Below are 21456 nucleotides of genomic sequence, written 5' to 3'. Positions count from 1 at the left end.
ACGGCCTGTGTACCGCTGCTCGCGGACGGGCCGCTAGCTGATGCCGACATCCAGTGTGATCTGTTTTTCGATATTGGCCGTACAGAATCGGGTGAAGTGCCCGAGTCTCTGCGCGCGGTGAAAAATATCATCGCGGTGGCGTCGGGCAAGGGCGGGGTCGGCAAGTCCACCACCGCCGCCAACCTGGCACTGGCGCTGGCCGCCGAAGGTGCGTCGGTGGGGCTGCTGGACGCGGATATCTACGGTCCCAGCCTGCCCACCATGTTCGGTACCGAGGGCCTGCGCCCGGAAGTGCAGGACGGCAAATTTTTCGTGCCGGTGGCGGCGCTGGGAATACAGACCATGTCGCTCGGCTATCTGCTGACCGAGAATACCCCGGCGGTATGGCGCGGTCCCATGGCCAGCGGCGCGCTGAACCAGATGCTGACCCAGACCCTGTGGGGTCAGGGCTCGGAGGATGGCGAGCTGGATTACCTGGTGGTGGATATGCCCCCGGGGACCGGCGATATCCAGCTGACCCTGGCGCAGAAGGCGGCGCTGGCGGGGGCGGTGATTGTGACCACCCCCCAGGACCTGGCGCTGGTGGACGCGATCAAGGGCGTGGAGATGTTCCGCAAGGTGTCGGTGCCGGTGCTGGGGATCGTGGAGAACATGGCCCTGCACACCTGCTCCAACTGCGGGCACCAGGAGCCGATTTTTGGCAGCGGCGGCGGCGCCAGGATCGCCGCGGATTACGGTACCGAAGTGCTGGGCCAGCTGCCGCTGGCGATGTCCATTCGCGAGCAGGTGGATACCGGCAATCCGTCGGTAGCGGCGGAGCCCGGCGGCGAGGTAGCGCAGAATTACCGGGAAATCGCGCGCCGGGCAGCGGCGCGGGTATGGCTTGCCGGTAGTGGCGAGGGGCCGGAAATAGAAGTCTCCTGACCAGCCGAAGGGGGCTCCGCGCACTGGAATTAGCCGATCGCATTGTTTTTGTGCATTGCGGTTGTTTTTGTATACTGATCGGCCGAAGTGACCACGCAGTTGCCAACGGCGGCAGTTATTGTGGAGTGACCAGTTTGAGCTTTCAGATCCGTTTCGACTCCGATACCCGTATTGTCAGAGCGGTATTTTTTGGTGAGGTGGTGTTTTCCGAAAAGGTGGCGGCAGCCCGCCAGGTTGCGGAAAAGTTTGGCCACCTCCACCCGTTGAACCTGATTGTCGATGTGCGCCGGGCGGAGCTGTTACTTACCTTTAAGGAGCGCCAGGAGTTCGGGAGCTTTGCCGCGAACTTGCAGGGATTGAAGCACGCGCGCACCGCGGTATTGCACGCTCCGGACCACAATGAGAACCTGGTTATCGACAGCGCCGCCCTGGCGCAGGGATTCCACCTTGTGGAATTCATTACGGAAGCGGCGGCCATGGAGTGGCTGGGCGCGGACGTTCCGGTCTGATTGGAGCCTCATTTCGATCGCCATCTCTATCTTCACACCCCTGGCCTTCGCCCCCTCTTCGTTGGTGCAATGAAAAACCGGTCTGACAGAAACGGCCGATATCTTGCATTCCTTTTGCATTCATTCCCTCCTGTGCAGATCTGGTACATCTGCTCCAGAATTATTTCGCATGCCGCCCGGTATTTTCGGAGTGGCGTAGGATAAAATGGATTTTTTAAAAAAATTTTTCTCTTTTTTTCTATTGTGAGAGTCGTTTTTTTTAACGCTGGCGGTTTATGTGATTTTATCCGCCGGTAGCTGATGCGGTGTGGTTGTGCCTCCACGGTACGGCGGTGTAGTACAAAGGAAGTGGTAACTGCGCGAGCGCGCAGAGCGAAGGAGCAGTAGCAGTAATGAGTTTCCAGGTTCGATACGACGCCAGTTATCGGCTGGTGAGGATGCTGTTTTATGGAGAGGCCACCTACGACAACCGGGTCGAGGCCGTGCGACAGCTGGCGGCGAAATACGGGCACATGCAACCACTGAGGATACTGGCGGATGTGCGACGGGTACAGAAGATGTCGATGAGCCGGGAAGAGCAAGCGCGCTTTGGCAGCTATGTGGCGCAAATGCCGGCGCTGCAGGGCGCCAGGATCGCAATATTGAACCGCGCGCAGCTCAATACCACCGCAGTCATGCGCAACAGTGCACACAATGAAGGGCTGGAGTTCTTTTCTTTCCTGACCGAGGCGCAGGCGCTGAACTGGCTGACCAGCTCGGCGGAAGTGCCAGGCTAGAGAGCCCCCGACACCAGCAGACCGGCAGCAGAAGCCCGACAGGAGTGCCGGGCTCACGCAGGGGCGGTCAGCTTCAGCTTGCCTGCTGCTTGCGTGCCTCTGCAGCCTGGCGGCGACGCAGTTCCTGTTTCTCCTGGCGCCGGGCCAGGGTGGTGGCACGGGCATCGTGGCCCAGGTGTTTGTCACCGCGGGTTCTGGCCAGCTGGATCTGCTTTTCCCGCTCGCGGAAACGCGCCTTGTCCGCCTCCGAGACCTTGTCGTGGCAGTGGGGGCAGCTGACGCCCTGTTCAAACAGTTCTGACTGCATTTCCTCTTCGGTAACCGGCATGCGGCAGGCGTTGCACTGCTGGAAGCTGCCTTTTTCCAGGTCGTGATTCACGGTGACCCGGTCATCGAACACGAAGCACTCGCCCTTCCACAGGGTCTGTTCCTTCGGCATTTCTTCCAGGTATTTCAGGATGCCGCCCTGCAGGTGGTAGACCTCGTCAAAGCCCTGCTCTTTCAGGTAGGCGGTGGATTTCTCACAGCGGATGCCACCGGTGCAGAACATCGCCACCTTTTTGTGCTTTTCCGGATCCAGGTGCTCTTTTACATACTGGGGGAATTCCCGGAAGGTGGTGGTCTGCGGGTTGACCGCATGCTCGAAGGTGCCCACCTGTACCTCGTAATCGTTGCGGGTGTCGATCAGCAGGACTTCCGGGTCCGAGATCAGCGCGTTCCAGTCCCGGGGCTTTACATAGGTGCCCACGGTGCGGCGGGGGTCGATACCCTCGACGCCCATGGTGACAATCTCCCGCTTCAGCTTGACCTTGCTGCGCAGGAACGGCATCCGCTCGGTGGTGGATTCCTTGTAATCGAGATCGGCGAGACGTGAATCGGACTTCAGGTAGGCCAGCAGACCGTCGATACCGGCGCGGCTGCCGGCCACGGTACCGTTAATGCCCTCGCCGGCCAGCAGCAGGGTGCCGCGGACCTCGTTTTCCAGCAGGACATTGAGAAGGGGTTCGCGCAGGGATTCGAAGTCGTCCAGGGAGACGAACTTGTACAGCGCACAGACAACGATGCTCATGGTATTTCCTTTGGTGCAGTCCGGAGCGTAAATCCGGGGCATGGGGACGCCAGTTCACTGGCTTCCGGGGCAGGTCATCGCAGGAATCACCGCCGCCGGAGTAAAAAATCGCCGCGCATTTTAACGGATTTTCCGTTTTGTGTCGTACACTTTTTCGACAGCGGCAGACAGGTCTGGCCGGGGCTTCTCTCTGGTTCCTGTATTCGCCGCTGCCGGATTACTTTAATTCCGAGGCTGCCAGCGAGGTTGCGCCCATGGACGAACAGTTCACTGCCAAAGAGTCACCGCTTTGCCGTACCTTCAGCGATGGTGACCACAGTGTCGACATCGATATCTATGAAGACGGCGACGGCGGCTGGCTGCTGGAAATCGTGGATGAGCACAACAACACCACTGTGTGGGAAGACGTGTTCGACACGGATGAAGAGGCCCTGCAGGAGGCGTTGGCGGCACTGAAAGAGGAGGGCATCGGTGCCTTTATCGGCCCCGCTGAGACCAGCGGCGGCTGGGAGTCCCCCTGAAGCGCTGTCCGGGCAGTCTCATTATTCTTTATGTAGGTTTCGGCACAGGCTGTCGGTGACCGGCAATTCCCGGTGCGATTACAAATATTTGCCAGCGCAACCAGCAGACTCCCGCGAGGCTGCTATGGTTATACATAGAAGGGAATCGCGACAGTGTAACAGCACACCCAATCAAGGCGTCGCCTGCGGGTAGCAAGGAAAGTTGCCCCGGCGGCGCCGCTGTTACCGGCGATGCGACACTTCGCATTGACCAGCTGCAGATGTATGAATGTGGTTGCTCTGCATGAAATGTTTCCTTTCTCTCCTCTGTTTTCCCCTGATCTGTTTTTCCGCACCGATGCCAGCCATTTCCGGCATCGAGCTGCAGTTATCCGGCGAGCGCACCCTGGATGTGGACCTGGCGGAAGCCCGACTGATTTCCGAGCTGCAGGGCTACGCCATTATTGCCGGGCGCAGCTGCGTGGACTGCGATGAAAATACCGCAATTTATTTTGAAAAAATTGCCGACGAAGAGGGCTGGAGCCACCCCCCGCATAGCGGTGAGGATGGGGATAGGGTCAATGGCGGCGGAGACTTGGGGGACGATACCCGGGACAACCTCGGCATGGACCTGGGGGAAAGCGAAGTGCCGGGCGTGGAACCGGATGACGAAGATATTTCCGAGGCGGACAGCCACGCCTCTGGGGACGGGGACCTGACCGGTGAGCGCTTTACTTACCCGGGAAAATACCGCGATTACCTGAGCAAAAAGCTGGTGGAGAAAACGCGGATGTTTTACGGCCGCTGCTACGAGAATTCTCCCGCGGTGCTGTGGCTCAGCGAATATCTGACCGACGAGGGGTGGGTCAAAACGGAATACCTGATTGTGTTCCGGGATGATGAAGTCGAGCACCGCTACAACGAAAACCGCCAGCCGAGTGTGTTTTACATTGAAAATGAGGCCTGCCGGGAAGTGCCGGGGCGGGAGATGACTACCGAGCCCTGACTGTGGGGCAGCTGGCCGTTAGCAGCTAATTAGCAGGTAAAAGGGAGAGCGCAGGCACAAAACAAAAGCCCCGCGGTTGCGGGGCTTTTGGGGCGGGGTAAACCGTTTCTCGTGGAGGGGGGTGCCGCGAGCGGCACACGGGCTATTAACGGCTCCAGGAAATTTTCAGCTTTTTCTTACCCCATTTACGGGCCCGTTTCAGGTCCTCTTCCATCCACACGTCAATGCGGTTCTTGTAGCGCTTGTTCATGCGGTCGCGCACGGTGTAGGTACCGGGCAGGCCTTCAATGCGCACCTTGGCGCCGTTGGTCAGGCCGTGCTTCTCGAGGTCACGGGACACCGCAATGATCTTGTCGCCGGGGCGCAGGCGGTTGTTCCAGGCCGCAGTCCAGGGGTCGTCATCAGTCTGGCCTTCAATCGAGTTATAGGCGGTCGCGGTGACCGTCATCGACTTCTTGTCTGTCGGCTCTTTTTTGATTGCGGCAAAAGCCTCGCTGCCGGTTAGCGCCATAACGGTGGTAACAATGGCAAAGATGTATTTGTTCAGACTCTGTCGCATATCTTTCATACCTCCGAAAGCTTTTCGGTCACAGACTCAAGATGTCTGCTCAGCCTCCAAGTTGATTTCGAAATAAGTGATCAATGTTTGATCAGCTGGGGCCATATTAATGGCCTCGGCAGTGGAATCAATCATTGCTGCTTCTCGGGCAGAGGGTCATACAGATTGTCATGTTCATTTGCAGGGTTAGCCGATTTACCCAAGCATTTACTTTTTAAGGGAAGTTTGTTCCTGTGTATGACGCTTTAATGACAGCATCGATGGCTCCGAGAGGTTGCCGGTAGGGAATTGGTTGCTGACCGGCACGGGGCTATGACAGCGATGTCATTCTACGCTTGTGCAAAAAATGTGCAGCTGGCGCCGTGGACTGCCAATCCGGGAGAACAAAATTTTTTTCAATTTATTTGCGACTGGTTATTCATGTCGCCGTGGATTTATCGGTGACAGCGTTGTAAGCGGGTTCGATAGCAGCGTAATGCGGGCTTAACGCAATGTGTGGACTATCAAGCCGATAGTTACAGGTAAGCGCGCTTCCCGGTTGGTGCCGTTCGCGACTGTCTAGGGACGGGGATCCTTTTCCCCACTTTTCGGCCAGGGAAGCGGGAGTGATGTGGTGGCTACAGGGTCAGATTGCGCTGTTGCCTACCGGGCGAGTGGGATTGACCAGCTCGCGAAGAGCGGTCAGGTACGCCATATCCTCTTCCAGGTCGTCGAACCCGTGCTGTCGGTCCAGCAACACCGCCTGTTCCAGCCATTCGATGGCCTCTTCCAGATTGCCCTGCCATTCACACACCTGGCCGATATTGAAATAGGTGATGGCCAGGTTCTGCCAGTCTTCCTCCATTTGCAGCTGGTTCACTGCGGCGCTGTAGAGCTGGTAGGCGCGGCGCAGCATCTGCCCCCGCTGGTGTTCGCTGTCGACGGTGGCGGATTGCTGGTGGTAGGCGTGGGCCAGCGCGGACTGCACCCGCGCCGCGGAGTGTTCGAACGGCAGTCCCGGGGAGGACTCGATGTAGCCCAGTACCGCTTCGAACTGGCTGCGGGCCAGGGGGTAGAGGTCCGGGCGCTGGCCCCCCAGTGCGTTGAGAATGATGCCGTAGCGGTAGCGCAGCTGGTGCTGGCGCGGAAGATCACTGTGCAGCCGGGCGATGGCCTGCTCGTACAGGGGCAGGGCGGCGTCGTAATTGCCGCCGAGGGCGTATTCTTCGGCCTCGCCCACCAGCTGGGGTACCGACATGCCCTCTGATTCGTTGGGTTCCGCCCACCCTGGCAGGGCCAGCGCCAGGCTGAGGGTCAGGGCGGAAATCAGTTGGGGCAGTGTGCGGGCCTGGTACATCGGGCGCTCCGGCAGCAGTTAGTATTTACTGACAGTAAACCCCGAATCTTCAATTTGTGCCAGTAGTGCCTGCAGTGGATGGCGCAATTCGGTGCCGGCGAAGCGCTTGCTCTGGCAGCGGCAGGAGTAGCCGGTGGCCAGCAGTGCGTCCGGAGCGCCGGACAGTTTCGGCGCCCAAGACTGCTGGAAGATCACCCGCGATGTTTCCTTGTTCGCCACCTCGTGGCCGTAGGTCCCGGCCATACCGCAGCAGCCGACGGACTTCGCCGCCAGCTCCATGCCCAGCGCCTCGAAAACGCTCTGCCACTGGCGGGTGGAGGCGGCGGCGTTGGACTGCTCGGTGCAGTGGGGCAGCAGGGTAAAGCTGCGCCCCTGCAGGCGCTTGCGATTGCTGGCCAGGTGCTCGGTGTGTTCTGCCAGCCACTCCTGCAGCAGCTGTACCCGGGGGGCCTTGTCACCCATCAGCTTCCGGTATTCGGAGCGGTAGGTCATGGTCATGGAGGGGTCGATGCCCACCAGCGGCACCCCGGATTCCGCGAGGTCGTTCAGCATGGCGCTGTTGCCCGCGGCAACCTGGGCAAACTGACGCATAAAACCGTGTACATGGAGGGGCTTACCGTTGGCGCGAAATGGCGCCACCAGCGGGTTGAAGTCCAGCAGCTTGAGCAGGCGCAGGGTATCCGCCACCACGTCCGCGTCGAAATAACTGGTGAAGGCGTCCTGCACGATCACCACCGACTGCTTGCGCTGGGTTGGTCCCAGTGCCCGCAGGCTGGCGGCGGTGGCATAGGGTACGCCGAGCTCCTGCATGGCCTTGTCCAGGCGGGTGGCGGACAGGGCCGGGGAGTCCGCCAGTCCCAGGCCGCGCTCCAGCAGCCAGCGCACCGGCCTCAGGCGCAGGGGGAAATTGTACAGCTGTGGTACCCGCGCCAGATGGGGCATGACGAATTCCAGCCCGCCGACGAAGTAGTCCTTCAGCGGCCGCAGATAACGGCTGTAATAGAGTTCGAGAAACTTGGCGCGGAGGGTGGGTACATCCACCTTGATCGGGCACTGGCCGGCGCAGGACTTGCACCCCAGGCAGCCCTGCATGGCTTCGTTCACCTCGTGGTTGAAGTCGTACTCTCCGCGCGCCTTGGCCAGGGAATTCTTGAAGCGCCCGGGGAGGCCGATGATAAACGACTGCTCGCGGCTCCTGCGCGCCACCGCCTCCGGGTCCACCGCGCGGTCGCTGAGCAGGCGCAGCCACTCACGCATCAGCGAGGCGCGGCCCTTGGGGGAATGGATGCGATTGCGGGTGGCCTTGTAGGACGGGCACATGGCGTCGTCCGGGTTCCAGTTGAAACAGGCACCGTTGCCGTTGCAGTAGACGCCCTCGGAATAGCCTTCCCACACCTGTACCGGAATCTGCCGGTCGTGCTCGCCGCGGGTGGGCACCTGGTCGATCTTGAGCAGGCCGGAGGCGGCGCTGGGGGTGGCGATCTTGCCCGGGTTCAACTGGTTGCGTGGGTCGAACGCGGCCTTGATCTTCTGCAACTGCGGATACAGTTCGCCGAAAAATTCCGGCGCGAATTCCGAGCGCACGCCCTTGCCGTGTTCGCCCCACAACAGGCCGTTGTACTTTTTCGCCAGCGCCACCACTTTCTCGGTGATGGCGCGCACCGCCTTGGCCTGCTCCGGGTCCTTCATGTCGATGGCCGGGCGCACGTGCAGGACCCCGGCATCCACATGGCCGAACATGCCGTAGGCGAAGCCGGCCTCGTCCAGCGCCGCGCGGAATTCGGCGATAAAGTCCGCCAGGTTCTCCGGTGGTACCGCGCAGTCCTCCACAAACGGAATCGGCCGCTGTTCGCCTTCCACATTGCCCAGCAGGCCCACCGCGCGCTTGCGCATCCCCCAGATCTTATTCACCTGGGTGTGGCCGCGGGCGATGGTGTAAGCGAAGCTCTTGCCCGGTTGCCCGATCAGGCTGTCGACCTGGGCGGTGAACTTTTCCAGTGCCGCGTCCAGCGCTTCCTCGGATTCTGCGGTGTATTCCACCAGGTTGATGCCCTTAACCGGGCGCTGTCGTTCTCCGCTAGAGGGTTGCGGGAAGAACTCGCTCACGCTGTCCCATACGATATCGCCCATGGCCAGCTGCAACACCTTGCTGTCCACGGTTTCGATGGAGGTGGGACCGGCCTGCATCAGGTCCGTGGCGTCCTTGAGGGCATCCTGGAAGTGGTCGTAATTCAGGTTGACCAGCGCCGCGCACTTGGGGATTTTCAGTACATTGAGCTTGGCCTCGGCGATAAATCCCAGGGTGCCCTCGGAGCCGCACAGGATATTGTTGAGGTTGAAGCGGCCGTCCTTTTCTCTGTCGCGGATATGTGCGAGATCGTAACCGGTCAGGCAGCGGTTCAGCTTGGGGAAACGGGACTCGATCAGCGCGCGCTGTTCGCGATCAATGGCATCGCACAGCTGGTGTACCCGCGCGGCGCGGCTGTCCGCCCCGGTGACTTCCGCCAGCGCTTCATCATCGATGGCGTGGGAGTGCCAGAGTGCACCGCCCATCAACACGGTCTTCAGCTCCAGCACATGGTCACGGGTCTTGCCGTAAACACAGGAGCCCTGGCCGGAGGCATCGGTATTGATCATGCCGCCGATGGTGGCGCGGTTACTGGTGGAGAGCTCCGGGGCAAAGAAAAGCCCGTGGGGTTTCAGGGCGGCGTTAAGCTGGTCCTTCACTACCCCGGTCTGAACCCGAACCCATCCTTCTTCGACGTTGATTTCTAGGATGCGGTTCATGTGCCGGGAAATGTCCACCACGATACCGTCGGTCAGCGACTGGCCGTTGGTGCCGGTGCCGCCGCCCCGTGGCGACAGCACTACCTTGTAGAACTCCTCCCGGTCCGCCAGCTCCATCAGCAGCTGCAGGTCGTGGATATCCCGCGGGTAGACCACCGCCTGGGGCAGTACCTGGTAAATGGAGTTGTCGGTCGACAGCACAGTGCGGCTGGCATAGCTGGGGCTGGTATCGCCGTGAAAGCCTGCCTGTTTCAGTGCCTTCAGGAACTGCAGGTAGAGCGCCTGTACATCGTTGATTTCGCGCAGTGCTGGGATCATTCCGGGCCCCGGGTATCGGATGGAGAGTTACTACTTGTATAAGAGGGTTCGCATTTTAGCGACGGTGGCAGGCCGCGCAACAATTAGCAGATTTTATGGGGGTACACAGGCGGATATTGCGCAACGGTGGGATACACTGAATGGGCGGTCTGCAGTCATCCAAAAGCACCTTGGCAGCGTAAACAGGGTTATGAAGATATCTCCCCGTCAGACAAAAATCCCCGTGGGCATCAGCCAGTGCGCGATGGGGGACCCGGTGCGCTTTAACGGCGGCCACAAGCACAGCAAGGTGTGTACCGAACTGCTGGGGCAGTGTTTCGAGTATGTCCCCCTGTGCCCGGAAGTCGCCATCGGCATGGGCGTGCCGCGCAAGCCCATCCACCTGCTGGTGGACAGGGCGGGTGCCGAAGTGGATGCGGTCAGGGTCGTGGGGGTGGAAGACCCCGCTGTGGACGTTACCGGGCCCCTGCGGGACTATGCCGATTCCGTGGTGCCGCAACTGCAGAAAATCCGCGGCTACATCTTTATGCAGAATTCGCCCAGCTGCGGCCTGCACGGCGTGCGCCGCTACCTCGCCAACGGCCATGGCATAGACAGCGAGGGCATCGGGGTTTTTGCCCGCCGCCTGCAGCAGCAGTTTCCCCACCTGCCGATGGAGGAAGTGGGGCGCCTCAACAACAGCGAGCTGCGGGAAAACTTCCTCACCCGCGTATTCGCCTACGACGCCTGGTACCGCTATGTAGAGGGCGAAGAGCCCGCGGAAGCGGAAAAACAGCCCTCCCGCACGGCCCGCATCATCGAGTTCTACACCGCCTACAAATACCTGCTGCTGGCCCACAACCAGGATGCCACCCGTGCGCTCGGTCGCCTGCTGGCGGATGCCGGGGCGATGCCGGAAGACGAGCTGGCGCAGGCGATGCGCGGCGGCATTATGGAAATACTGTCGCGGCCCGCCAGCCGCAAGGACAGAACCAATGCGCTGATGCACAGCCAGGGCCACCTGCGGGAATTCCTCAGCAAGGAAGAAAAGGCCGAACTGCAGCAGTTGATCGACGAATATCGCCGCGGGCTGAAACCGCTGTCCGCCGTGCTCACCCTGCTGCGCCACTACCTGCCGCGCAGCCCCCATGGATTTATCCACAGCCAGGTGCTGTTGGCGGCGGAGCCCGCGGAACTGGGGTTGTGCGATTTCCGCTAACCGCGCCACCGCAAAACACATAACAGTACGGTCAGCGATATCACATGCGAAACCAGATTTCCCGGAAGAGCGAGCGGCCCTATCGCCGCGGCCTGGTGTGGCTGCGCAACGACCTGCGGGTTGCCGACAACACCGCGCTGTACCGGGCGGACAGGGGGTGCCGGCAGCTGGCGGCGGTATTTATCGCCTGCCCGCAGACCTGGGCCAGCCACGGCGACGGCGACAACGTGGTGGCGTTCCGCTTGCGCACCCTGGCGCAGTTGCAAAGGCAACTGGGTGATCGCCATATTCCCCTGTACTTTCTCGAGCTGCCGGCGTTCGCCGATGTGCCCGCGGCCATCGCCCAGATAGTCCGCAAGCTGGAGATAGATGCGCTATTTGCCAACGCCGAGTACCCGCTCAACGAGCGGCGGCGGGATGCACAGGTGCGCGATGCGCTGAAGGAAATCCCGGTGCCGGTGGAGTACAGCAGTGATCGCACGCTGATCCCCCCGGGCAGCCTGACCACCAACAGCGGTGATGGCTTCAAGGTATTTACCCCGTTCAAGCGCGCGTTTATCGCCCGCCACGGGGACGAGCCGTTTTCGCCGTTGCCGGCGCCGCAGGCGCGCTCCGCCGACCACGGGGCACAGTGGCCGGAGTGGATTGCGCTACCGGGCGACAATAACCTGGTGCGGAAAATTCCCCAGGCCGTGGGCGACTACTCCGTGGCAGACGGCGATCGCGAGCACGTGCTCGACTGGCCGGTGGGGGAGAGTGCCGGCGCAGCATATCTGGAAGATTTCTCCGCAAAGATTGCCGACTATCACCGGCAGCGGGACTTCCCGGCAGCGGATGCCACCTCGCGGCTGTCCCCGTACCTGAACTGTGGCGCGGTTTCCATTCGCCAGTGTGTGCAGATGGCGCTGGCGGAGAATGGCGGGCGCTGGGCCGGGAGCAGCGACGGCGCCAATACCTGGTTGAATGAACTGTTGTGGCGTGAGTTCTACCAGCACCTGGTGCTGAACTACCCGCGGGTGTGCTGCAACAAACCGTTCAAGCCGGAAACCGACGCGGTGCCCTGGTCCGAAGATGCAGAAAATTTCGCGCGCTGGTGTGCGGGTAACACCGGTGTACCCATTGTCGATGCCGCCATGCGCCAATTGAATGAAACCGGTTGGATGCACAATCGCCTGCGTATGGTGGTGGCATCTTTCCTGACCAAAAACCTGCTGATCGACTGGCGTCGCGGCGAGCGCTATTTCATGGAGCGCCTGGTGGATGCAGATTTTGCCGCCAATAACGGTGGCTGGCAGTGGGCGGCGTCCACCGGCACCGACGCCGCGCCTTATTTTCGCGTATTCAACCCCTACAGCCAGTCGAAAAAGTTCGATCCCGGCGGTGAATTCATTCGCGCTTTTTTACCGGAACTGGCTGCGGTCGCAGCAAAAGATATCCACTGCCCGCCGCCACTGGAAGGGTATCCAAGCCCCATTTGCGATGTACATAAATCCCGTAAATACGCGATCGACGTATTTGCTAACTTGAAGTCTCAGTGATCCTCTGATTTATTCTCCTGTTCCGATGCAGGAGTTCACTGCAACGGGTCATGGATGGCACTGCGCGCTCGCGGTACAGAAAAGGTTCTGATAATTGAGTCGCCAATGAATCATAAAAAACTGGTGAATTTCAGCCTCTTTATCGCCGGGTGGTGGGTCGCCCTGCTGTACGGCAACGCCATGGCGCTGATCGCGTTGTTTCTGGTGTTGATGTTGCACTTCGTCATGTGGCGGGACCTGCGCGACATCTTCGTCATTCTCGGGTTTATTTTCTGCGGCTTTGGCGTCGAGTGGGCTTTTATGGCCAATGGCGTACAGGATTACCGTTCCAGTCTGCCCCCGGCCTGGTCCATCTGTATCTGGGCCATGCTCGCCACCACCATTCGTTACTCTCTCGGTTTTCTGGTGCGAAGGCCCCTGTACGCGGCCCTTACGGGGATGCTGGTAGCGCCGCTGTTTTACTTCAACAGCGTCTACTTTGGCCCCGCCGGCTGGGGACGCCCGGTATGGCAATGCCTGCTTGTGATTGCGCTGGTGTGGAGCCTGCTGGCGGCGTTTATCAGTGGCGTTCTGGTGCCGCTGATCGAACAGCCCGATGGCCGTTCACCGGAGCAGGCACGGTAATGATATCTGCACCGCCATACATTTTGGCGGATCTGCAACAGCTTCTCCTACCGCGGAATTTCCCCTCCCAGCGCTGACCTATACTTGCCACGAATTTAAACCGTGGCAAGGAGGCCGCAGTGATTCTGTCCCGAAAACTTTCTGGCAAACTGCTTTCCCTGTCGGTGGCGCTCGCGTCTGCAGGTGCAGCCGGTATCGCGAACGCGGAAGAGGTAATGCCCGGCCTGTTCAGTTCCATGACGGTGTTCGGCGACAGCATCTCGGACAACGGCAATGCGGGGGTGTTTACCTCCGATGACCCGCAGGGCATCTATCCCCGCCAGCCGGCGGCGTCCTTTCTCGCCGAGCGGCTCGGCTTGAGCTCGCTGAATTCCTGTTACGGCCTGGGGCCCGCGTTCGGCGGCGCCATTCCCTGTGCGCCGGCGGCGGGTACCCCGGAAGAGCAGTTCACCCAGGTGGCGCGATCAGTACTGGCAAACGGCCCCAACTGGGCGGTTGGGGGCAACCGCACCGCAGACGTATTGCTGGACGTGGTGGGCGGGGCGCGCTTCCGCACCCTGTTCCCGGATACCACGGTCGCCGATCACAACTCCCTGACCACCATCCTGCCGGATGCGGGCCGCTGTGGTGCTGACCGCGAATGCGACCCGGCGGCAGGGGAGAGCCCCTACCTGAGCCCCGCGGAAACCCAGGCCGCGGCTGCCGCCTTCGGTGACCCCGCGGCCCTGCAGGCGCTGGTGGACGACCCCAACAACGGCATTTCCCTCACCGGCGTGCCCTTTGCCACCGGCCAGGGCTACCTGGAGCAGAATACGGTGGACCCAAACGGGCTCTATTTTCTGCAGGGGGGCGGCAACAACATCCTCGACGGCGTGCGCGGTAGCAGCCTCTCGCCCATGTCCATGGAGCGCGCCGCCACCTTCCTGTCCACCGCGGGCAGTGAGCTGCAGGAAGCCGGAGCGCGCTATGTGGTGATGGCCAATGCACCGCGTATCGGCCGCACTCCCGCCGTGTACACACAGGGGGCCGCGGCGATTAACTACGCCAATTACGGCACCGAACTGTTCAATGACACCCTGCGCCAGCAGCTGAACGACATCGGCAATATTCTGTTGCTGGATCTGGCGGGTGTGCTGGAACTGATGGTCGACAGTCCCGCCGCTTTCGGGCTCGCGAATATCGACCAGAGCGCCTATTGCTATGTCAATTGTGCCAATCCCCACCCCGTATACGGCGAAAATGGCACCAACCCGAACGCCGACATGCTGGTTTTCTACGACAGTATCCATCCCACCCTGGTGGCACAGCGCGCGCTCGGCGACTACTACTACGCAACCCTCACCGCCCCCATCGGTTTCGCGGTACTCCCGGATCTCGGTTACCAGAACCTGCGCCAGCATCGCATCAATATCGACCACCACCTGTTGTCCCAGCGCTTCCGCGAGCCCTATACCACCGTATTTGCCGGTGCCAGTGTCGGCCATGCGGAGCTGGGCGCCGGCCTCGCCCAGAATGACGAATTCCCCGCCTGGGACGGCTTTATCGGCATGAGCTTTGCGGCCATGGACAACCTGGAATGGGGCCTCAGCATGTCCTATGGCGGCAGCGAATACGAACCGGACAACATCTTCCTCAAAAGCCGCAACTTCAACCTCAGCGCCTTTGCCCGCTGGGACAACGACTTTTTCTTTGTCGACGGCGGTATCGGCTGGTCCGACATCGACTACGACGACGTCAACCGCACCATTCACCTCGGCGACTCCTTCTCCACCCGCCTCGACGGCGACACCGACGGCGACGGCTACAACGCGTTCATTCGCGCCGGCTACGACGCCAGTCGCAACCTCGAAAGCTTTATGGGCCCCTTCGTCTCCGCCGAGTGGACCGAGATCGACGTCAACGGTTTCCACGAAAGCACCCGTCCCCAGTACACCTACGCCGGTCGCTATGGACTCCCCATGGACCCCCTCGGCCTCTGGGTACACGGCCAGGATCGCGAGTACCGTCGCTGCAAAGCCGGCTTCTTCTACAACAGCCCGGAATCCGCCGAGCGCCAGTGGTTCGGCGAATTCTGGCTGGAACACACCGCCGGCGACGACTACGCCAACCTCGGTATTGGCGTGAACTCCATCCGCAGCAACTGGGCTTATTTGCCCGCCTATCGCAGCGACAACACCGGCGTATTCCAGAACGGTGTCGGCGGCATGGTAGGGGTGAACATCAATGACAACCTCCGCGTGGCTGCGGATTTCCTGGTGCGGCCGGATGACTCCATTGGCGGGTTGAGTCTTAACTACCGGTTTTAGCTCAAGCGGTCCTGTAACCCGATACCCAGTGATTTGCCGCCTCGGAAGGTCAAACGGACCCGGAGTTGTGGAGGGGGAGGTCTCGCCGCATATTCTGCGGTTAATTCCTCCAAAAGATCTGGCTGATGCGATTTTGGCGATGCCTAAGCGCCATGGATTACCCCGCCGGTTGCTAACGTAGAGGTATCGATAACAACCGAAGCAGATGGAATTCTGAAGATGTACAGCCCCCGTTTCAGCAAGCAGAGCCAGGCCCTGCACTCCGCCGACGCCGACGTCTGGGCCGTCAGCGACCGCGCCCACGCCCTGGCCAACAAAGGTGAAGACGTCATCTTCCTGTGTGTCGGGGACCCCAACTTCGACACCCCGGAACCCATCCTCGACTATGCCCGCGCGCGACTGGGTGTAGGCCGCACCCACTATTCACCGGCTGCCGGCGAACTCGTCCTGCGCCGCGCCATCGCCGATATCGAAAGCAAAGTCAGCCCCCACCCGTGCAATCCCGACGACGTCGTCGTCTTCCCCGGCGGCACCAACGCCATCTACGGCGTGCTCTCCTGCCTGCTCAATCCCGGCGAACAGATCGTCATCCCAGAACCCATGTACATCGGTTATGTGCCGATCACCGACGCCCTGCAGCTGGATGTGAAAAAGGTCGCCTGCCCCGCAGAGCAGGGCTTCGCCTTCGACACCGAAACCATCAAGCAGGCTATCAGTGATGAAACTCGCGTGGTGATGATCAATACCCCGGTCAACCCCACCGGCGCCATGGCCACCCCGGAACAGCTACGGGACCTGGCCGCCTACTGTCGCGAGCGCAATATCTGGCTCATCTCCGACGAGATGTATTCCATGATCACCTTCGCCCGCCGCCACACCTCCCTGCGCACGGCCGCTGAACACCTGGACAATGTCATCGTCATCGACGGTTTGTCCAAATCCCACGCCATGAGTGGCTGGCGCCTCGGCTGGGCGGTGGCCCAGGGGCCGCTGGTGGAGCGTCTGATCGAATACGCCGGCGCCACCATCTTCGGCGTACCGCAATTTATCCAGGAAGCGGCCGCCTTCGCGCTGGAATTTGATACCTACTTCGTCAAGCAGATGCGCGATGCCTATGAAAAGCGCCGCGACCTCATCGTCGAGCGCATCGGCAAGATCCCCGGGCTGAGCTGCGCGTCGCCGGATGCCGGTATGTTCGTGATGGTGGATGTCTCCGCGGTGGCGGATGATGGCGAGGCCTTTGCGGAGGCGCTGCTGGATGCCGAGCACGTCTCCGTACTGCCCGGGCGCCCCTTCGGCGCCAGCGCGGTCAATCACGTGCGCCTGACCCTGGCGGCGGATGAGGCGGAACTGAGCCGCGCCCTCGACCGTATCGAGCGCTTCGTTACCGGCGGCTGCCGCCAGGCCAGCTGAGCCGGATCTCCCGTTACAAGTCGCAATTTCCGTGCGGCCGGGCTCGCGAGAGTTTCGGCGGCGCGGGAATGCCGCTATCCTTCCCCTGAATTTCCTATGGCTGACAGAACAAAACCGTGAAAATAGATCGGCACAATTTACGTATTCTGGAGGTCTTGCAGACCAACGCCCGTATCAGCAACCTCAACCTGGCAGATGAAATCGGTCTCTCCGAAAGCGCCTGCCTGGCGCGGGTGAAAAAGCTGACCAATGAAAAGTTTATCCGCGAGTTCCAGGCGGAAGTGAACCTGGACAAGGTGCGCCACGCGGAGTTTTACGTCAACGTGGCCCTGAAACGCCAGGACTCGAAAACCAGCGAAAGCTTCCGCCGCGCCATCAACAAGATCGAGCAGATCGTTTCCTGCGTGAAAATGTCCGGCGAATTCGACTATATGCTGCGCTTTGTCTGTCCAGACGCGGCAGACTTCAACCGCGTCTCCGAGCAGTTGCTCGCCGACGAAGATGCCGCCATTACCCGCATGACCTCCCATCTGGTGATCGAGAAGACCAAGCCGTTTACCGGCTATCCGCTGGAGCTGTTGTTTCAGGATTGATTGGTGGCTGGGGTGTGATTGCTCGCCACCGGCCCCGCTTCATGCCGTCGCCACCAGCCCAGCGTCAAACCACCAGCGCAATTGTCCGGTCAATCAGCCACCAGGCGGCGAGCCCGCCAACCGCGTAGGCCACCGGCAGGGCGCTGGCAATGGTCGCGGTGGTGTCCGCGCGGATCTCCCACTGCTGTACCGGCGGTAGCTTGCGCAACAGCAGCATCAAAACACTGACGGTCGCAATAAACAGCAGCTGCCCCGCCTCGACCCCGATATTGAACAGCGCCAGCGACAGCGGAATCGCCTGCTCCGGTATACCGATCTCCGACAGCGCCCCGGCAAACCCGAGCCCGTGTAACAGACCGAAGCCAAATGCCACCAGCCAGGGTTTGCGAATCGCCAGCGAACTGCTGCCCCGTCCCTTGTAAATGATCTCGGCAGCGACAAACACAATACTCAACGCGATCACCGCCTCCACCGGTGCCTGTGGAACAGACACAATGCCGAGCACCGCCGCCGCCAGTGTGATGCTGTGTGCCAGGGTAAACGCGGTGATCGTCGTCACCAGCTGTTTCCAGCCGCTCACCAGCACCACCAGCGCCAGCACAAACAGCAGGTGATCTATCCCCAGCAGGATATGCTCCACACCCAGGACAAAATAGGTGCCGGCGATCTGGCCGCTACCCGGGGATTCCTCCACCACCATGTCAGGGCGATCGGGCAGCAGGCGAGTGAGTTGCTCGCGGCCGTCCAGCCAGCTGATGCGTACTATCGCATCGGTCATGGTCTGTGACAGCCCCGCAATCTCGATATGGCTGCCGACAAGGTTATCCGGGTGGGAAACCTGCCAGCGCTCGGTGTAGTAGCCGGTAGCCATCAGTGGCTGTGGCAGGCTGCGCTGCTCGGTGTTTTCGTCGAATTTTACGTTGAGGGACAGTCGCATCTCACCGCGGGCCGGTACCCGCCAGGTGACATCGAACAGCTGCGCGTCGACCTGTTCCACCGCCAGGTATGCCGGGCGCAGTTCGTGCGCCGAGCTGGCGAATGACAGGAGGCTGAGCACAAGGCTGCAAAGCAGGGCAGAGAGAAAGCGGATCTTCATTGGCGCGCCACCTCGCCGCCGGATGCGGGGGCTTGCGCTGCTGGGCCGAGTTCGATCCCGGCAATGTCGGCGATGGTCACCCGGTAGTTTTTCCGCAGGGTCTGGTACTGGGTTTCCAGGATCCGCTTCTGCTCGGCCAGCTGCCAATCCCGCAGTACTTCATCGCGCACGGAGGCGAAAGGCGCGGTGCTGGCGGGCTGTTGTGCGCTGATTCTTACCAGGTGTTCGCCGTAGGCGGAAGTGACCGGCCCCTGCCACTGCCCGGGTTCCAGTTCTGCCAGTTGCAGTACAAAACTGCTGCCAAACAGGCGGTCGATACGCTCCGCGCTGATATCCTGGTAGCTGTGCTGCAATAGGTTACTGTCGCCGAGTTCCCGGGGATCGTCGCCCGAGGCCAGCTTGGCCAGCACCAGCCGCGCATCTTCGGCCACTTCCGGGCGCCGGTCGCTATTGAAATAGATCTGCTCGAAGCTGTAGCGGGCGGGGCGCGCGTATTGCGCGAGGTTTTTCTGGTAATACGCTTCCAGCACCGGGTCACCCGGTTCGATGGCGTTTACCAGGTCTTTGGCGAGATACTCCATCTTCATCCGCAGTCGGCGCCGGATCACCGTGTCGTCTTGGTCGAGTCCCAGGCGCACCGCCTCGCGGTACAGGACTTCCTCGCGCACGAAGTCGTCCACCAGCCCGCGCAGTTCACTGGCATCCGGCGGCCGCTGCCAGCCGCGCTGGAAAATGTTCGCGATGTGCTCGATCCGGTTTTCGCTAACGACAATCTCGTCGGTGTCGGGCGTATCGTTCTGGAACAGACTGTTGAGACCGAACAGCAGACCGCCGAGGAGGGCGAAATGGCACAGAGGATCACGTGCGAAGTTGCGTAGGCGTTGGCGCGGCATCCTTGTCTCCGGTGATTATTGTCGCTTCGGAATTATCACTGTTTAAAGTAGTTGTGATTTCGAATGTCCGCGAATGCGTACCTGCCGAGTGGGGCGGGGTTTTTGGAGTGGGGCTGGTTGATCTATATCATCTGGGGATGTGTAGAATCGGGCTAGGTTGTCCGCCGAGTCATTCATTTTTATAAGGTCATTGATCATGCGTGTTTGTTTTATTGTTTCCCTGCTGATTCTGGCTAGCCCTCTGGCACTGGCAGAGTCCACGGAAGAGATTTACAACCGGGCCTGCCAGGTTTGCCACGCCACCGGAGTGGCCAATGCGCCCAAGGTGCACGATGCCGAGGCCTGGAAGCCGCGCCTGGACAAGGGCATGGATGCGCTGCTGGGTTCGATCAAGAACGGCCTCAATGCGATGCCTCCCGGTGGCATGTGCCCGGACTGCACCGATGAACAGTACAAGGCGCTGATCAAGTTCATGTCCTCGCCGAAATCCGAATAAGATTTCCGCTCCCGGTTGTTATTCACTGCCGTCGGCGTTAGGCTCTCGCGCACTCGGCCACAGTGGCGAGTTCGAGCAAATCTGGTGACCATTTTGGTCTTGCTGTTCGTAATTTGCCCGGACCCGCGCCGGCCTCGCCTCCTTTCGTCCCCGCCGGCAGCGCTGCCGGCGCTCTAGTTAATTTCCGACGACGCAGTAATGACCAACGAAGAAAAGCGCCCTCTGTATATCCCCCATGCAGGCCCGTCCCTGCTGGAATTGCCCCTGCTCAATAAAGGCAGCGCCTTTACCCTGAAAGAGCGTGTCGAGTTCAATCTGATCGGACTCCTGCCGAACAACGTCGAGACCATCGACGAGCAGGTTCGCCGCGCTTACCACCAGTACCTGCAGTGCAAGAGCGACCTGGACCGCCACATTTTCCTGCGCGCGATCCAGGACGACAACGAGACCCTGTTCTTCCGCCTGATCGTCGACCACATCGAGCAGATGCTGCCGATCATCTACACCCCCACCGTGGGCGCGGCCTGTGAGGAGTTCTCCAACATCTACCGCAACCACCGCGGCCTGTTTGTGTCCTACCCGGATCGCAAGCATATGGACGACATCCTGCGCAGCGCCACCAAGGAAAATGTGAAGGTGATAGTGGTTACCGACGGCGAGCGTATCCTCGGCCTCGGCGACCAGGGCATCGGTGGCATGGGCATCCCCATCGGCAAGCTGTCCCTGTACACCGCCTGCGGCGGCATCAGCCCGGCCTACACCCTGCCGGTGACCCTGGATGTCGGCACCAACAACCGCACCCTGCTGAACGACCCCATGTATATGGGCTGGCGTAACGAGCGTATTTCCCAGGAGGAATACGACGCGTTTGTCGAGGAGTTCATCGCCGCGGTCAAACGCCGCTGGCCCAAGGTACTGATCCAGTTCGAGGATTTCGCCCAGACCAACGCCATGCCGCTGCTGAACCGCTACCGCGACAAGGTGTGCTGCTTCAACGACGACATCCAGGGCACCGCCTCGGTCGCTCTCGGCACCATGCTCGCCGCGTGCAAGGCCAAGGATGAGAAGCTGTCGAAACAGAAGGTGCTGGTGGTGGGCGCCGGCTCCGCCGGCTGCGGCATCGCCGAACAGGTGGTGGCGGCCATGGTCAATGAGGGCCTGAGTGACGCCGAGGCGCGCGCGCGACTGTTTATGTTCGACCGCTACGGGCTGGTCACCAGCGACATGAAAGGCCTGCATGACTTCCAGGAAAAACTGGCACAGGATCCGGAAAAATATCCACAGGCCCCGGAGTGGGACCTGGAAAACCTGATCGCCAAGGTCAAACCCACCATGCTGATCGGCGTCTCCGGCCAGGGCGGCCTGTTCACCCAGCCGGTGATCGAGGCCCTGCACAAGGGTTGCAAGCGCCCGCTGGTGATGCCCCTGTCCAACCCCACCTCCCGCGCCGAGGCCACGCCGGAGGAGGTGCTGACCTGGACCGGGGGCGAAGCCATGGTTGCCACCGGCAGTCCG

Annotated in this window: 19 protein-coding genes; 13 read left to right on the top strand and 6 right to left on the bottom strand. The window is 61.0% G+C overall.

The features are described from left to right. From apbC to QZ511_RS12055, 3 genes are all read left to right on the top strand, one after another. A partial coding sequence (apbC, locus tag QZ511_RS12065; RefSeq protein WP_295802682.1) for an iron-sulfur cluster carrier protein ApbC occupies positions 1 to 924 on the top strand: 924 nt, incomplete at its 5' end. A gap of 134 nt (positions 925 to 1058) precedes the next feature. Continuing rightward, positions 1059 to 1433, top strand: a complete 375-nt coding sequence (locus QZ511_RS12060) for a hypothetical protein (protein ID WP_295802681.1) — start codon at positions 1059 to 1061, stop codon at positions 1431 to 1433. A gap of 392 nt (positions 1434 to 1825) precedes the next feature. After that, positions 1826 to 2209 carry a hypothetical protein gene (locus tag QZ511_RS12055; protein WP_295802679.1) on the top strand — a complete coding sequence of 128 codons (384 nt, stop codon included), beginning with the start codon at positions 1826 to 1828 and terminating at the stop codon, positions 2207 to 2209. A 73-nt stretch (positions 2210 to 2282) separates the two neighbouring features. Here the strand turns inward: QZ511_RS12055 and QZ511_RS12050 are convergent, their stop codons facing one another. After that, positions 2283 to 3278, bottom strand: coding sequence for a rhodanese-related sulfurtransferase (locus QZ511_RS12050; protein ID WP_295802677.1), 996 nt, complete (start codon positions 3276 to 3278; stop codon positions 2283 to 2285). A gap of 254 nt (positions 3279 to 3532) precedes the next feature. Here QZ511_RS12050 and QZ511_RS12045 point away from each other — a divergent pair, with 254 nt between their 5' ends. Beyond that, a complete protein-coding gene (locus QZ511_RS12045) occupies positions 3533 to 3799 on the top strand; it encodes a hypothetical protein (protein WP_295802675.1) in 267 nt (88 codons plus the stop codon). Positions 3800 to 4082: 283 nt separating this feature from the next. Further along, on the top strand, positions 4083 to 4784 hold the full coding sequence (locus tag QZ511_RS12040) for a hypothetical protein (RefSeq protein ID WP_295802673.1): 702 nt from the start codon (positions 4083 to 4085) through the stop codon (positions 4782 to 4784). 145 nt (positions 4785 to 4929) lie between these two features. Here the strand turns inward: QZ511_RS12040 and QZ511_RS12035 are convergent, their stop codons facing one another. The 3 genes from QZ511_RS12035 to QZ511_RS12025 all read right to left on the bottom strand — a co-directional run bounded on the left by QZ511_RS12035 (position 4930) and on the right by QZ511_RS12025 (position 9784). Beyond that, positions 4930 to 5343 (bottom strand): hypothetical protein, encoded by a 414-nt coding sequence (locus tag QZ511_RS12035; RefSeq protein ID WP_295802672.1) that lies wholly within the window; start codon positions 5341 to 5343, stop codon positions 4930 to 4932. Positions 5344 to 5968: 625 nt separating this feature from the next. Beyond that, positions 5969 to 6679 carry a tetratricopeptide repeat protein gene (locus QZ511_RS12030; RefSeq protein WP_295802670.1) on the bottom strand — a complete coding sequence of 237 codons (711 nt, stop codon included), beginning with the start codon at positions 6677 to 6679 and terminating at the stop codon, positions 5969 to 5971. 18 nt (positions 6680 to 6697) lie between these two features. After that, positions 6698 to 9784: an FAD-binding and (Fe-S)-binding domain-containing protein gene (locus QZ511_RS12025; RefSeq protein WP_295802669.1), complete on the bottom strand. Its 3087-nt coding sequence runs from the start codon at positions 9782 to 9784 to the stop codon at positions 6698 to 6700. Positions 9785 to 9974: 190 nt separating this feature from the next. Between QZ511_RS12025 and QZ511_RS12020 the strand changes: the two genes are divergently transcribed. From QZ511_RS12020 to QZ511_RS11995, 6 genes are all read left to right on the top strand, one after another. Beyond that, on the top strand, positions 9975 to 10982 hold the full coding sequence (locus tag QZ511_RS12020) for a DUF523 and DUF1722 domain-containing protein (protein ID WP_295802667.1): 1008 nt from the start codon (positions 9975 to 9977) through the stop codon (positions 10980 to 10982). Between the two features lie 44 nt (positions 10983 to 11026). Continuing rightward, the gene (locus QZ511_RS12015; RefSeq protein WP_295802665.1) at positions 11027 to 12520 is read left to right on the top strand and encodes a deoxyribodipyrimidine photo-lyase; all 1494 of its coding nucleotides are present in this window, start codon (positions 11027 to 11029) and stop codon (positions 12518 to 12520) included. 105 nt (positions 12521 to 12625) lie between these two features. Continuing rightward, positions 12626 to 13144: a DUF2878 domain-containing protein gene (locus tag QZ511_RS12010; protein WP_295802664.1), complete on the top strand. Its 519-nt coding sequence runs from the start codon at positions 12626 to 12628 to the stop codon at positions 13142 to 13144. Positions 13145 to 13263: 119 nt separating this feature from the next. After that, positions 13264 to 15450, top strand: a complete 2187-nt coding sequence (locus QZ511_RS12005; protein WP_295802663.1) for an autotransporter outer membrane beta-barrel domain-containing protein — start codon at positions 13264 to 13266, stop codon at positions 15448 to 15450. A 219-nt stretch (positions 15451 to 15669) separates the two neighbouring features. Beyond that, positions 15670 to 16863: an aminotransferase class I/II-fold pyridoxal phosphate-dependent enzyme gene (locus QZ511_RS12000; RefSeq protein WP_295802661.1), complete on the top strand. Its 1194-nt coding sequence runs from the start codon at positions 15670 to 15672 to the stop codon at positions 16861 to 16863. A gap of 116 nt (positions 16864 to 16979) precedes the next feature. Next, positions 16980 to 17456, top strand: coding sequence for an Lrp/AsnC family transcriptional regulator (locus QZ511_RS11995; RefSeq protein WP_295802660.1), 477 nt, complete (start codon positions 16980 to 16982; stop codon positions 17454 to 17456). Positions 17457 to 17520: 64 nt separating this feature from the next. Here the strand turns inward: QZ511_RS11995 and QZ511_RS11990 are convergent, their stop codons facing one another. Then, positions 17521 to 18552 carry a HupE/UreJ family protein gene (locus QZ511_RS11990; protein ID WP_295802658.1) on the bottom strand — a complete coding sequence of 344 codons (1032 nt, stop codon included), beginning with the start codon at positions 18550 to 18552 and terminating at the stop codon, positions 17521 to 17523. Beyond that, a complete protein-coding gene (locus QZ511_RS11985; protein WP_295802656.1) occupies positions 18549 to 19445 on the bottom strand; it encodes a peptidylprolyl isomerase in 897 nt (298 codons plus the stop codon). The genes QZ511_RS11990 and QZ511_RS11985 overlap by 4 nt, the downstream gene beginning before the upstream one ends. Positions 19446 to 19641: 196 nt before the next feature. Here QZ511_RS11985 and QZ511_RS11980 point away from each other — a divergent pair, with 196 nt between their 5' ends. Continuing rightward, complete coding sequence (locus tag QZ511_RS11980) at positions 19642 to 19941, top strand: c-type cytochrome (RefSeq protein ID WP_295802655.1); 300 nt, start codon at positions 19642 to 19644, stop codon at positions 19939 to 19941. 198 nt (positions 19942 to 20139) lie between these two features. Then, on the top strand, positions 20140 to 21456 hold a 1317-nt coding region (locus QZ511_RS11975), incomplete at its 3' end, for an NAD-dependent malic enzyme (protein WP_295802653.1).

The organism is uncultured Microbulbifer sp. (assembly GCF_913055755.1).
Taxonomy (GTDB): Bacteria; Pseudomonadota; Gammaproteobacteria; order Pseudomonadales; family Cellvibrionaceae; genus Microbulbifer.
Note: the sequence above shows the minus strand (reverse complement) of the source record. Positions and strands in the feature narration are given on the sequence as shown.

Coding starts and splice junctions, on each gene's coding strand:
- QZ511_RS12030 (WP_295802670.1), bottom strand. CDS start 6,679: ATGTACCAGGCCCGCACACTGCCCCAACTGATTTCCGCCCTGACCCTC.
- QZ511_RS12050 (WP_295802677.1), bottom strand. CDS start 3,278: ATGAGCATCGTTGTCTGTGCGCTGTACAAGTTCGTCTCCCTGGACGAC.
- QZ511_RS12045 (WP_295802675.1), top strand. CDS start 3,533: ATGGACGAACAGTTCACTGCCAAAGAGTCACCGCTTTGCCGTACCTTC.
- QZ511_RS12025 (WP_295802669.1), bottom strand. CDS start 9,784: ATGATCCCAGCACTGCGCGAAATCAACGATGTACAGGCGCTCTACCTG.
- QZ511_RS12000 (WP_295802661.1), top strand. CDS start 15,670: ATGTACAGCCCCCGTTTCAGCAAGCAGAGCCAGGCCCTGCACTCCGCC.
- QZ511_RS12055 (WP_295802679.1), top strand. CDS start 1,826: ATGAGTTTCCAGGTTCGATACGACGCCAGTTATCGGCTGGTGAGGATG.
- QZ511_RS12035 (WP_295802672.1), bottom strand. CDS start 5,343: ATGCGACAGAGTCTGAACAAATACATCTTTGCCATTGTTACCACCGTT.
- QZ511_RS12015 (WP_295802665.1), top strand. CDS start 11,027: ATGCGAAACCAGATTTCCCGGAAGAGCGAGCGGCCCTATCGCCGCGGC.
- QZ511_RS12020 (WP_295802667.1), top strand. CDS start 9,975: ATGAAGATATCTCCCCGTCAGACAAAAATCCCCGTGGGCATCAGCCAG.
- QZ511_RS11980 (WP_295802655.1), top strand. CDS start 19,642: ATGCGTGTTTGTTTTATTGTTTCCCTGCTGATTCTGGCTAGCCCTCTG.
- QZ511_RS11990 (WP_295802658.1), bottom strand. CDS start 18,552: ATGAAGATCCGCTTTCTCTCTGCCCTGCTTTGCAGCCTTGTGCTCAGC.
- QZ511_RS11985 (WP_295802656.1), bottom strand. CDS start 19,445: ATGCCGCGCCAACGCCTACGCAACTTCGCACGTGATCCTCTGTGCCAT.
- QZ511_RS12010 (WP_295802664.1), top strand. CDS start 12,626: ATGAATCATAAAAAACTGGTGAATTTCAGCCTCTTTATCGCCGGGTGG.
- QZ511_RS12040 (WP_295802673.1), top strand. CDS start 4,083: ATGAAATGTTTCCTTTCTCTCCTCTGTTTTCCCCTGATCTGTTTTTCC.